The organism is Absicoccus intestinalis (assembly GCF_033971885.1).
In the GTDB taxonomy this organism is placed as follows: Bacteria; Bacillota_I; Bacilli_A; order Erysipelotrichales; family Erysipelotrichaceae; genus Absicoccus; species Absicoccus intestinalis.
The window spans coordinates 29,756-41,380 of sequence record NZ_JALBUS010000006.1 but is presented as its reverse complement, the minus strand read 5'-3'; the positions used below and the strand labels follow the sequence as shown (position 1 = coordinate 41,380).

General features: G+C 40.7%; 10 protein-coding genes. 4 read left to right on the top strand and 6 right to left on the bottom strand.

The genetic code is table 11. The features are described 5' to 3' along the window. The first annotated feature begins 63 nt into the window (after nt 1-63). The gene (gene pta / locus MOZ64_RS05270; RefSeq protein WP_320325546.1) at nt 64-1,035 is read left to right on the top strand and encodes a phosphate acetyltransferase; all 972 of its coding nucleotides are present in this window, start codon (nt 64-66) and stop codon (nt 1,033-1,035) included. On the opposite strand, the gene MOZ64_RS05265 is transcribed toward pta, so the two are convergent. Further along, complete coding sequence (locus MOZ64_RS05265; protein ID WP_320325545.1) at nt 1,032-1,619, bottom strand: TetR/AcrR family transcriptional regulator; 588 nt, start codon at nt 1,617-1,619, stop codon at nt 1,032-1,034. The genes pta and MOZ64_RS05265 overlap by 4 nt on opposite strands. Before the next feature lie 98 nt (nt 1,620-1,717). On the opposite strand from MOZ64_RS05265, the gene MOZ64_RS05260 reads away from it, so the two are divergent. From MOZ64_RS05260 to MOZ64_RS05250, 3 genes are all read left to right on the top strand, one after another. Next, on the top strand, nt 1,718-2,719 hold the full coding sequence (locus MOZ64_RS05260) for a zinc-dependent alcohol dehydrogenase (protein WP_320325544.1): 1,002 nt from the start codon (nt 1,718-1,720) through the stop codon (nt 2,717-2,719). 16 nt (nt 2,720-2,735) lie between these two features. After that, the gene (locus tag MOZ64_RS05255; protein ID WP_320325543.1) at nt 2,736-3,020 is read left to right on the top strand and encodes a GNAT family N-acetyltransferase; all 285 of its coding nucleotides are present in this window, start codon (nt 2,736-2,738) and stop codon (nt 3,018-3,020) included. A gap of 79 nt (nt 3,021-3,099) precedes the next feature. Beyond that, entirely contained in the window at nt 3,100-4,293 is a 1,194-nt protein-coding gene (locus MOZ64_RS05250) for a trans-sulfuration enzyme family protein (RefSeq protein WP_320325542.1), read from the top strand. A gap of 53 nt (nt 4,294-4,346) precedes the next feature. Here the strand turns inward: MOZ64_RS05250 and MOZ64_RS05245 are convergent, their stop codons facing one another. The 5 genes from MOZ64_RS05245 to amrS all read right to left on the bottom strand — a co-directional run bounded on the left by MOZ64_RS05245 (nt 4,347) and on the right by amrS (nt 11,621). Beyond that, nucleotides 4,347-7,769, bottom strand: coding sequence for an EAL domain-containing protein (locus MOZ64_RS05245; protein ID WP_320325541.1), 3,423 nt, complete (start codon nt 7,767-7,769; stop codon nt 4,347-4,349). A gap of 1 nt (nt 7,770) precedes the next feature. After that, entirely contained in the window at nt 7,771-8,562 is a 792-nt protein-coding gene (locus MOZ64_RS05240; protein ID WP_320325540.1) for a GGDEF domain-containing protein, read from the bottom strand. Between the two features lie 388 nt (nt 8,563-8,950). After that, nucleotides 8,951-10,288 (bottom strand): MATE family efflux transporter, encoded by a 1,338-nt coding sequence (locus MOZ64_RS05235; protein WP_320325539.1) that lies wholly within the window; start codon nt 10,286-10,288, stop codon nt 8,951-8,953. Continuing rightward, a complete protein-coding gene (locus tag MOZ64_RS05230; RefSeq protein WP_320325538.1) occupies nt 10,278-10,721 on the bottom strand; it encodes a MarR family winged helix-turn-helix transcriptional regulator in 444 nt (147 codons plus the stop codon). Before MOZ64_RS05230 ends, MOZ64_RS05235 begins: the two co-directional genes overlap by 11 nt. A 75-nt stretch (nt 10,722-10,796) precedes the next feature. Continuing rightward, nucleotides 10,797-11,621 (bottom strand): AmmeMemoRadiSam system radical SAM enzyme, encoded by an 825-nt coding sequence (gene amrS, locus MOZ64_RS05225; protein ID WP_320325537.1) that lies wholly within the window; start codon nt 11,619-11,621, stop codon nt 10,797-10,799. Nucleotides 11,622-11,625: the final 4 nt, after the last annotated feature.

The following is an 11,625-nucleotide window of genomic DNA, read 5'->3' as shown; positions in this document are numbered from 1 at the left end:
ATATCTTTATGGAAAGTCATCCATAGATGTTTTATACTTGATACGGAAAAGAGGTACATATCGATGATTCTTGATGAATTGAAACAAAAAGTACAAGGAAAAAAGATTCGTTTGGTTTTTACAGAAGGTAATGATTATCGAATTCAAGAGGCAGCTCAACATTTGGTAGCTGATGATATTTGTGTTCCAGTCTTATTAGGAAATAAAGAAGAAATTGCGAAAGTAGAAAAGGAACATGGTTTTGATTTGACGGGTTGTGAACAAATCGATCCTGCGACGTATGAAGATAATGGAGAAATGTTCAACTTGATGATGGAACTTCGTAAAGGGAAGTTAACTGAAGAACATGCGCATGAATTGTTGCTGCAAGCCAACTATTTTGGAACCATGTTGGTCAAGATGAAAAAAGCGGATGGTTTATTGGGTGGAGCCACGTATTCAACAGCAGATACTGTACGTCCAGCTTTACAATTAATCAAATGTGCACCTGGTAATAAGATCGTTTCCAGTTGTTTCTTATTGATCAAAGGTGATGATCAATTGGTATTTGGTGATTGTGGTATCAATATCAATCCAAGTGCCAGTCAATTGGTTGATATTACGCTTCAAACCGCTCGTTCCACAAAGAACTTTGGCAAAGATCCAGTGGTTGCGTTGTTGTCTTTCTCTACGCATGGTTCTGCCAAAGGCGATGATGTGACCAAGATGCAGGAGTGCTTGGCAAAATTAAAAGAAATGCCATTGGACTTCCCAGTGGATGGTGAAATGCAGTTTGACTGTGCGGTTGATGAAGAAGTAGCTAAGAAAAAATATCCAGAATCAAAAGTGGCTGGTCATGCCAATACATTCATCTTCCCTAATATTTCGGCTGGAAACATTGGTTACAAGATTGCTTCTCGTTTAGGTGGATATACAGCAATGGGACCATTGCTTCAAGGTTTGAATGCCCCAATCAATGACTTGTCTCGTGGTTGTACTTGGGAAGAAGTATACAATAACGCTATCATTACAGCTAACGAAACATTCAATATTTAATATGCAGGAACCTCTTTTGGGAGGTTCTTTTTTTCTTGCCAAATCGAAGGAAGACAAAGTATGAGGAGTTGAGCGAACTGTTTTTCGGACATTTGACAGTTCGTATCGACCCAATGGCGCAAAGCCATCGTAAACCCGGCTTGAAAATAGATCAAATAATAGGTCATTTCATCGGGATCTGTGATGCCATTTTGGATACATAAAGGTTGAATGACCTCTTTCCATAAAGGATCATAGCCTTGTTGTAAAGGAAAGATATGACGGGTATGCAGTGCGATGCGATAAAACGATTGGTGGTCTTTGATATAGTGTAAGAAAGTAGTAAACGAGGATGGCGAAAAGAGGGCATGATTGGTCGTATCAAAACGAGCCAATAGATCTTCATGCATATGAGCTTCCATTTTTTCAATCATGTCTTCGATATCGTAATAATGCGCATAAAACGTCGTACGATTGAGATGGGCTTGTTCGCAAAGTGCGCGTACAGTCATTTTTTGATAAGGCATTGTTTTGGATAATTGTAGTAAAGCTTGTTCAAAACGTTTTTCATTGTCTTTAAAGCGCTGATTGTTTTTGGTGTTCATACAGTCTCCATTTATTATCACAACACTTATGGTGATATTGATGATTGTACAAGAAATATACTATGGTATGCTTGAACTGTCAAATCAAAGGAGAACCTATGAAAGCAGCTAATTATCATGGCAAACAAGCCATAGAAATTCAACAGATACCTACACCTAAAGTGGGGCCCAAAGAAGTCTTGATTCGCAATCTTCGAAGTAGTATTTGTGGAACCGATGTGGCCGTCTATCAACATGGACCTGATGGTTCACATCGAATCACGGTGGGGCAAGAATTTGGTCATGAAACGGTTTCAGAAATTGTTGCCGTCGGTCATGAGATACAAGAGCAATTTCATGTAGGGCAGCGAGTCTATCCGTATCCACGACTGGCAAGAAACGATCCATCACGTGCAGGAACGTTGGGTGCTTTTTCTGAATATATATTGATTCCCCAACCAAAATGGAATCAGTCGCTTTATGCCGTGCCAGAAGCGATATCGAATGAGGAAGCTTGTATGATCGAACCCTTTAGTGTGGGCACACGAGCGGCACGAAGAGCCCAACCACAAGCCGGACAAACAGCTATAGTGTTTGGGGCGGGGACCATTGGCCTAGCGGCTGCGATTGCTTTGCAGTATTTTGGTCTGAAAAAAGTGATGGTCGTCGATCTGTCTAAAAAACGATTGGAAATCGCAAGATCTTTAGGTTTTCCAGTAACAACCTTTCAAGACATGCCCAAACAAGCACTTGCCTATTTTGGCCAAACCTCTTCACAGCGTGCCAATGTGGATATTTGGATCGATGCGGCCGGTGATGAAGCGGTATGGACCTGTTTTATGCAGCAAGGCAAAATTGAAAGTCGTTTTGTGGAAGTAGCGGTGGGTCCTCGCTATCGTAATGTCGATTTTGTCGCTTTATCCTTTGCCCAAAAAAGTCTAATTGGTTCGGGTGGTTATATGCCCGAAGATGTTGAAGATGTATTGGCGATGATGGCATCGCACCGTTGGCCCATCAAAAACTTGATCAGTCATACCTATCGATTGGATGATCTGGAACAAGCGCTACAAATGGCCAGTGATCCCGCAAGTTCTTTGAATGTACAAATTGTGTTAGAATAAGAAAAAAGGAGTTCTTATGATCAAAATTATACATGAACCAAACAAAAATCGAGTAGCGGCGTATGATGAGAAGACATGTATCGGAAAATGTGAGTATACAGTCAAGGATTCCATTTGGCAATTGATCCATACCGAAGTGGATCCAGCCTATGGAGGGCAGGGCATTGCTCGAAAATTGGTGGCACAAGTCGTGCAGGAAGCAAGAAATCGCGGTGTCAAAATAGATCCGATTTGTTCCTATGCCCAAAAAGAATTTCAACGAAATCCAGACTATCACGATGTAGATATAAATTTTTTATAAGATGGATATCATGAATTTATAGAATGAAAAGAAGGCATTCCCCCTTATAATTTCCTTACACATGTAAGGAGATTTTTTTATGGCAAAAAAACGCAATCCATTTAAAGATTATGATATTACGACACAGGCCATCCATACGGGAACGGATTATGATGAAGGAACCGGTGCCGTTCGTCGACCGTTGCATATGGCCAATAGCTATAAATTACCCGATGATCTATCGCAAGTGAATTATTCTTCGACAGATCTTTTGATGTATGCACGCAACGGCAATCCCAACCAACATTGGTTGGAAGAAAAAGTAGCGGCCTTATACCATGCCGATGATGCCATCGTTTTGGCAAGTGGGGTCGCTGCTTTGCATGCACTATTTTGGACCTTATTAAAAACCGGCGATCGCGTAGTCTATCCAAAAGTCAGTTATATGGCTGTGTATCGTTTGTTCCATGAATTATTTAATCAGAAATTTGGGGTAGAAACGGTCATGGTCGATATGACCGATCTAGAAGCGGTAAAAAAAGCAATCACGCCCAATACGAAATTGGTGCATATCGAAACGCCGGATAATCCAACGGTTGGACTCAGTGATATTGCCAAAATTGCGAAAATTGCCCATGAAAATGGGGCTGTTTTGTCGGTGGATAATACGTTTGCGTCGCCATTGAATCAACGACCTTTGGAACTTGGTGCTGATTTTGTGGTCGATGCCTTGACCAAATTTATCAATGGACATGGGGATGCGCAAGGCGGAGCTATTCTCTCAAATGATCTGGAAACCATGGATCGCATTCGCTATGAAGCCCAAGTCAATGTGGGCTCGATCATCAGTCCATTCAATGCATGGCAAATCTTTCGTGGGTCGGTGACTTTCCCTTTGCGAATGGAACGGATCAATCAGTCGACTTTACAAATAGCGCAATGGCTAGAACAACGCGAGCATGTAACATTTGTATCTTACCCAGGCTTGAAATCGCATCCGCAGCATGAATTGGCCAAGCAACAAATGAAAGGGTTTGGTGGTGTGATTTCGTTTGGACTGCAAGCCGATGATAAGACTATTGAACAATTTTGCGCCCATCTGAAAATGGTGACGTTTGCGGTTTCGTTGGGACATGATGAAAGTTTGATCTTTCCACAACCGAGTTATGATGAACGGATCCATTTGTATCCACCGCAGTTTCAAAAGGGCTTTATTCGCTTTAGTGTAGGTTTGGAAGATCCGCAAGATATCATCCAGGATTTGGATCAAGCCTTCCATGCGATAGGTTTATAAGAAAAGCTGTAGCGAGTAATCGTTACAGCTTTTTTGAAACGTTATGGAATTTTTTAGAGTTTTTCATGATGTTTGCTGATGAGGATCGTATCAAATACATTGGTGATATACGAATTGATATTTCCCGTCGAATCATCGGAATACACAGCGGTAATGATGGCCGAGCAATTTCCGCTCCATTGATCCGCTTTCCGTATCGATTCGATGCCCAATCGAATTTGTCGAGCCATCTTTCGTACGTCTTCCTTATTGTCAAAGTGCATCAATAAGTAGAAGATACTATCTTGGATGCGACCGACGACGCAACCTGTATGGATGCAGTTTTTCAGTACTAGACCAATTTTTTGTAACAAGCAGTCGCCTGAATGCTGTCCATAAAGTTTTACAACTTCATGATATTCCGGAATATATACCTTGACCATCGCAAAATCGGTTCCTGCGCGCCAGTATTCGCTGAGATAGAAATGGATACTGCTGGATAGACTGTTCGCATTGCCAAGGCCAGTAACCGGATCAATGGAAAATTGTTCATTTTGTTCATTAACGACATCTTTCATTTCATCGGCATCGATGGCGGTACCTAAGATGCCGATAATGTTGCCATCCTGGTAGACGGGAATCTTGCTGGCAAAGATATTCCGATTCACACCGTTAGCGATGCACTTTCCTTTTTTTAGATACGTTGGTTTTCCAGTCTTCAGTACTTCTTCTTCATCATTTTTAAAAGGTTCCGGCGTGATGTGCCACATCATATCTTCGTCTGTTTTTCCAATCAATTCTTTTTCAGAATGGATGCCATAATATTTGAGGAAGCTTTGGCTCACCCCAACAAATCGTCTTTGTTTGTCTTTCCAAAAATACATGGTTTTGGCATTCATAAGGATATTTTTCCAAAGGATCTCCCCGGTTATATTTGTATTCTTTTGTTGGTTATATACTAAACTACTCAGAGAAGAAGCAATCTTGACTAGATCGCATTCACGCAAACCCGCTTCTAGAGTGACATGTAGCGCTTTGTTGAAATTGGATCGTTGGATCGGAACAATGATATGAAGGAACCAGCGATAGGCACCCGATGCCGTGATACTTCGGAACAATCCGGTAAGCACCTGGTCTTTATTGTATTTTAAGCGGGTCTTGAGAGTGGCTATATTCATAAACTCCGCAAATCGTTCTTGATCAGGAAGGTAGCAGTAATTGACCTTCCAGGCATTGACGACCTTAGATAAATTAAGTTCCACACCCATTCCCATCGGTTGATCCGACAAAGAGGATTTGATGCCTTCCACTGTGTTGTTTTCCAAATCGTAGATGGCAATATCATTGCACATATAATACAGATTGCTAATGGTTTCCATTCGGATTGGATCCACATTTTCCGCTTTGATGTCCACATACTGGATATGAACGGTATAAAGATAACGATCCTCTTGCCTTGCTTCTACGGCACCGGTCAGCTGCATGTAATGATCCCCAGAAGGATAGGATGCAGTCTGCGGCCCTTTATGTTTTCGTAGTTGTTGATTCGCATATTGCCTGTGAAAAATCTGGATTGGATCACCAATCGTGTTGATTTTATTGACCCAGTCTTTTATACTATGCACATTATCTTTTTTCAGAACGTTCATGTAGGCTTCGTTGACGAAATACAAATGCATCTGAGTCCCATCATCTTCGATAACACAAAGCGGTTTATCCGTAAGATAATCAATCCGACTGAGTTTGGTTAAATAGGCTCGCCATTTTGCATGTTCGACTATCAATTCTTTTTGCTTGTAAAACAAAGGCAATTGCGCCATTGGCATGGGCCGGCCAAAGTAAAATCCTTGTATCTTTTCACAACCAATCTTTTGTAGAAAAAGATATTGTTCTTCCGTCTCTACGCCTTCAGCCAGTGTAGAAATTTCCAGCTTTTTCGACATTCGTACGATGGCCGAGATAATGTTCTTGGTTTTTTCATTAAAGGTTTTGAGAAAGGACATATCCAGCTTTAATTCATCGAAAGAATAGTCTTTTAATACGCCTAAGGAAGAATATCCAGCACCGAAATCATCCATCCATACTTTGTAACCGAGTTGATGGAATCGTTGTATGCTTGGTTTCACATGATCGATGTTCTTTACAAAGGCACTTTCCGTGATTTCTATGTTGGTGAATTCTCTTGGCACACCGTATTTTTGTGAGATCTTGTCGATAACGTCAGGCAGATCATCGTGCATAAAATCTTTTCGCGAAAAGTTGATCGATACAGGAACGGCAGTATGTCCGTTTGTCTTCATTCGCCGATAGTCTTTACATACCTGTTCAAAGACATAGAGGTCCAATTGATATATTTGATTGGTATCCTCAAGGATGGGAATAAATTGTCCGGGAGAAAGCATACCATAGGTTGGATCCATCCATCGAACTAAAGCTTCCTGGTTACAAATGGATTTGGTTATGGTACGAACGATGGGTTGATACCAAACTTGGATCCATCCCTTTTGGAGGGCTTTTTCAAAATTCCTTATGATATAGAATTCTAAGGAAGTTTTTTTCAGGATGCGCTTATCATACCAAACAAATTGGGATGCAGTTGTCGATGTGATGGAATCGCAGGCCAGTCTTGCGCGATCGCAAGCATCCGTCAGTCGCGTGCCATCGTTGTTAAATTTGAAAATGCCTACTTTTACCGCAAGATTGTTTTCATCATTTCCCTTTTTCATCGCGGAAAAAAGGGCATGGAGCTTGGATTCGATTTGATCGTTTTCTGCATAAACGACAAAATGGTCACTTTCAAAACGAGAAGTCTTCTCTTTATCAAAGTATTTTCCAATTTGTTTCGCCAGATGGCAGATTTGTTTATCACCAGCCTTTAAACCATATTGACTGTTATATTTTTTTAGATTACATAAATCAAAATACAAAATAACCGGAATTTGACCTTTTTTCCAGATCTTTTCGATTCCAGTCATCGAATGATCAAGAAAATGGGTCATATTTTGCATTCCCGTTAGATGATCATAATATTTTGTGAATTCGATGCTATCCGATGAAGCATATTGCTTTGAGATCGTTGTAAGCACAGCTTTGATTTTTGAGTCATTGTCCCCGTTCACACTTTCATCGGTATACGTAATGAAAGCCAATTTGGCACCATCGACCAAAATGTATTTTCCTGTTCCGTGAATGAAATGATAGTCCGATTGATCTTCTCTTTTGTTTCGGAAAATAATATCATAACTTTCCTGTGTGGTACTAAACTGATACGAATATTTTTCCATTCTCGCAATATCTTCGGGATGCACATTTCGATACAGATTTGTACCTAGACTATACACCGCTTCTTGACAGCTATTGTATCCAAAAAGCTCGATATAGGCCTTGGATACCAATATTGGTTTGATCTGATCTTCTATATATTGATACACAGCCAATGGAATGGGAATATTTTCCAGAAAGGATCGAGTATCCGTTGAAATCGTATAGGTTTTCATATTATCTGCTCCTTCTGTCGATTTTCGCATTTTGGTAATAGCGACGTTTCACTTCAGACATTTCTTTGGCTGCCCTTTTTGTAAGCAGATGGATATCCATATCTTCTTTGTTCATGTTGGATATGCCTATAGATACCGAGATGCCCGATTGCCTGGTTTGTTCATAGATATGCTTTGTGATGGCTTGAATGTGATTCTTTTGGGTATCTGGCAGGAGGGCAATAAACTCATCTCCACCAATCCGAAATGTATTTTCTTGACCCAATGCTTGTTGAAAAATCGAAGCCGTCATTTGTAAAACACGATCACCCACATCGTATCCCTGATGGATATCAATTTCGTGAAGGCCATTCACATCTAAAAAAACACAAATCAAATTTTTCTTGCACGTTTTTGGATAACTGTTCAATCTTTGTTCATAAAGATTGCGGCTATGCAAACCAGTCATGAGGTCCGTTTCACTCGTTGTTTTCCATTTCTTCTCGAAATACAGACGTTGGATCTTGATTTTCGAAAGATAGGTGCTCGTTACGATGCTTACCGCTCCAAAAATCAGGGCATGAAAGATGTCCAATGGTAAGATGTGGCGGGCATCAAAGTGGATGGCACATAGAATGAATACGGCTGTACATGCACAAATATACAAACTAACGCGGATGGGTTGGTCGGTAAAAAGCATCGGAAGGGCTAGTATGAAGGCAATGTATTTTACGGCCATCATATCCGGATTCATGCGCGTACTCAATACGATGCTATAGCCAATCAAAATGCTGATAAAAATATATATTTGCAAGTTTGTATGTTTGCTTTCTCGATGGGCTAAAAGGAAAGAAAGAAAAGTAAAGACAAAGAGCGACAGGTAGATCCAGAATCTAGGTTTGAGTCCTCCATAGAAGACATAAACAAAAATAAGACCAGGAACCATGAGTATGGTAAGGATCCTGGATAAAAAAATGAGATTCTTTTGATTCTTGCTGTTCAGGTTGATCTTTAGCTTTTCGTAATCCTCTTCAGAAATTCCCATTCTAAAAAAATGATTGATGATATCTAACACGGTTACGATCCTCGTTTAGTTGATGTTCTATACAAATATTTTAACTCGCACCTTTAACAAAGACAAATAGTTAAAGAAAATTATGCAATATAAAAAACCATCAACCCATAGGGTGATGGCTCGTTTCTCAACATGGATTTTGTTTTCGAAAGCGCGATAAATAAATTAGATTTAAGAGGACCCCAAAGGTTGAAGCCAAGGGAGAAGCCAGACCAATGAGGAATAATCCGGCATGTTGGATGGTCATGAAATAGGCAAATGGAATGCGGACCAGAAAGGTTTGGAGGATACCTTGACTCATGCTCCAAAGGGTACGTTCATGGCCATTAAAATAACCAAGCAAAGAAAATAAGATGGCTGTAACGATGGTCTCAAAAGAGAATCCCCGTAGATATTGAAAGGCGGCTTGGGTAATGATGGGTTCTTTGGTGAAAAGGGCACACATGCGATCTCCGGCAAACCAGACACATAAGAAAACCAAACAACCAAAGACCAAACCAACACAAATGGATATTTTGGTACCTTGACTGGCTCGATCTTCTCTTTTAGCACCGACATTCATCGAAACAAAAGCGGCATTGGATTGCATCAAGGCACTGGGTAAAAGCATCGCAAAGTTGATGAGCTTACAGGCAATGCCATATCCCGAAGAAGCTGTTAGTCCTAGACTGTTAACAAAGGCACAGACGACCACAAAGGAAATCTGGGTCAAAAGATCTTGTAAAGCCAAAGGAATGCCAATTTTTAAGATATGGATGGTTTCTTCATTGAAGCCAAAGTCGGTTCGTTTGAGTTCAATGCCCGATACGCGTTTTTTTAATAAACCAATCGCAAAGATCACACTGATGGCTTGGGCCAAAATCGTGGCTAAGGCGGCACCAGCTACATTCATATGCAAGATGGCTACAAAATACAAATCACCAATGATATTGATGATGCAGGCAATACCCACAAACAACAAAGGAGAACGACTATCTCCTAAACCACGAAAGATGGCGCTTAATAGATTATAGGCTACAATAAAAAAGATACCAGAGCCACAAATCCGTATATATTGTGCCGTTAGATCAACGGCTTGAGGGGGTGCTTGCATCAAATGGGTAATGGGCAGGGCACCAAAAAACAACAACAGAAACAATACCAGGGCCACCAAGGCATAGAGCGTAAAGGCGGATCCCAATAAACGATTGATCCGATCAGCACGATCTTCGCCTAAATACCGACTGATCAATACGGTTACGGCCATGGAAGATCCGGTGACGACTAAGGTGATCAAGTTTAAGATTTGCGAACCTGTGGATACACCGGATAATCCCGCGGTCGTACCAAATTGTCCAACCACAAGTAAGTCAACCGCCCCATATGCGGCTTGCAGGATCAAGGCACCCAAAACCGGCAACATAAAAGCTAAGATCTTTTTGGGAATATTGCCAACGGTAAAATCAGATAAACGATCATCTTCCATCCTGATTTTCCCCCTTACATAAAACTTGATAAATTTGTTCAATGGTTTGTGCCATTTGATGAATCGAAGTGTCAGGTATGTTCACTAACTTTTTTTCAATGGATCGAAAATAATCGGTCACATAGGTTTGGACCACGGCTTGTCCCAGTGAAGTAAGTTCAACTTGAACCATGCGATGATCCCGTTCATCGGCTTTCTTTTCCACATAACCCATTTGTGCTAATTGCCGAATGGACTTGGTGATGCCAGGACGTGGCAATTCTAAGAAAGTACTGACATCACTCACATAAACAAGCTTTTTTTGTTTTTTTAATTGATGGATACAATCCAAGATATGGATACTTTGCGAACTTAATCCGGCTGGCAATTCGGGTTGTAACTCCCAAATCCGTTTGGCTAGATAAAACGCATCAAACATTTCACGATCATTCATTTTGTGCTCCTAATTATCAAAAGTAATTATATTATATAACTAAATAGCCAAAAAACAAGGTCAGAAGACTCTGACCTATACATTGCCCACAAAAACATGATGCAAATGGGTTTGGGCAATTTCTTTCAAACGATACAATGTAGAGATATTGGTAGCAGGTGTATCCATCTGATATCTTGGAAAATAACGCGTTAAATGATAGGGGATATTGGGATCTTGTTGACTGATCCAGTGTGTCAGGGCATCGATTTCGGATTCGCTATCGTTCATGCCAGGAACAACTAAGGTTGTGATCTCAACATGGCAGGCAGGAATTGCCTTTTCGATAAAAGCCATGGTTTGATTTAGATCACCATGTAAGATCGATGCATAAGTTTGGGCATTCAAGCTTTTGAGATCAATATTCATGGCATCGATATATGGAAGAATCTCATCCAAAACGTCTAGACTAGCGGTTCCATTGGTCACCAAGACATTCAACAGATGGGCCTTATGGATCAATTGAGCACAATCACGCACATATTCCCAACTACACAACATTTCATTATAGGTATAAGCAACGCCGATCAGGTTGGATTGGGTTTGTTTGGCTTGCAAGGCCATATCCCGTATTTTCTCTGGTGAAACAAAGTTCGCATCCGATGACTTTGCCATGCGAGAAATTTGAAAGTTCTGACAAAATGGACAATCCAGGTTACAACCATAACTGCCAATCGAAAGCAAGGTACTGCCGGGATGAAACAGGGCTAAAGGCTTCTTTTCAATGGGATCTATGGCCATGGATGTTACATAACCATAATTTGCACAGATGATTTTACCGCCTTTATTTTGTCGAGCTCGACAAAAGCCGATTTGACCTTCTTGTAGCTGACAATGACGAAAACAAGTGGAACAAATCATACGA

What these genes read in the sequence shown, in the direction of transcription:
- MOZ64_RS05250 (WP_320325542.1), top strand. Translation starts at nt 3,100, where the DNA reads ATGGCAAAAAAACGCAATCCATTTAAAGATTATGATATTACGACACAG.
- MOZ64_RS05260 (WP_320325544.1), top strand. Translation starts at nt 1,718, where the DNA reads ATGAAAGCAGCTAATTATCATGGCAAACAAGCCATAGAAATTCAACAG.
- MOZ64_RS05230 (WP_320325538.1), bottom strand. Translation starts at nt 10,721, where the DNA reads ATGAATGATCGTGAAATGTTTGATGCGTTTTATCTAGCCAAACGGATT.
- MOZ64_RS05245 (WP_320325541.1), bottom strand. Translation starts at nt 7,769, where the DNA reads ATGAAAACCTATACGATTTCAACGGATACTCGATCCTTTCTGGAAAAT.
- MOZ64_RS05255 (WP_320325543.1), top strand. Translation starts at nt 2,736, where the DNA reads ATGATCAAAATTATACATGAACCAAACAAAAATCGAGTAGCGGCGTAT.
- MOZ64_RS05265 (WP_320325545.1), bottom strand. Translation starts at nt 1,619, where the DNA reads ATGAACACCAAAAACAATCAGCGCTTTAAAGACAATGAAAAACGTTTT.
- pta (WP_320325546.1), top strand. Translation starts at nt 64, where the DNA reads ATGATTCTTGATGAATTGAAACAAAAAGTACAAGGAAAAAAGATTCGT.
- amrS (WP_320325537.1), bottom strand. Translation starts at nt 11,621, where the DNA reads ATGATTTGTTCCACTTGTTTTCGTCATTGTCAGCTACAAGAAGGTCAA.
- MOZ64_RS05235 (WP_320325539.1), bottom strand. Translation starts at nt 10,288, where the DNA reads ATGGAAGATGATCGTTTATCTGATTTTACCGTTGGCAATATTCCCAAA.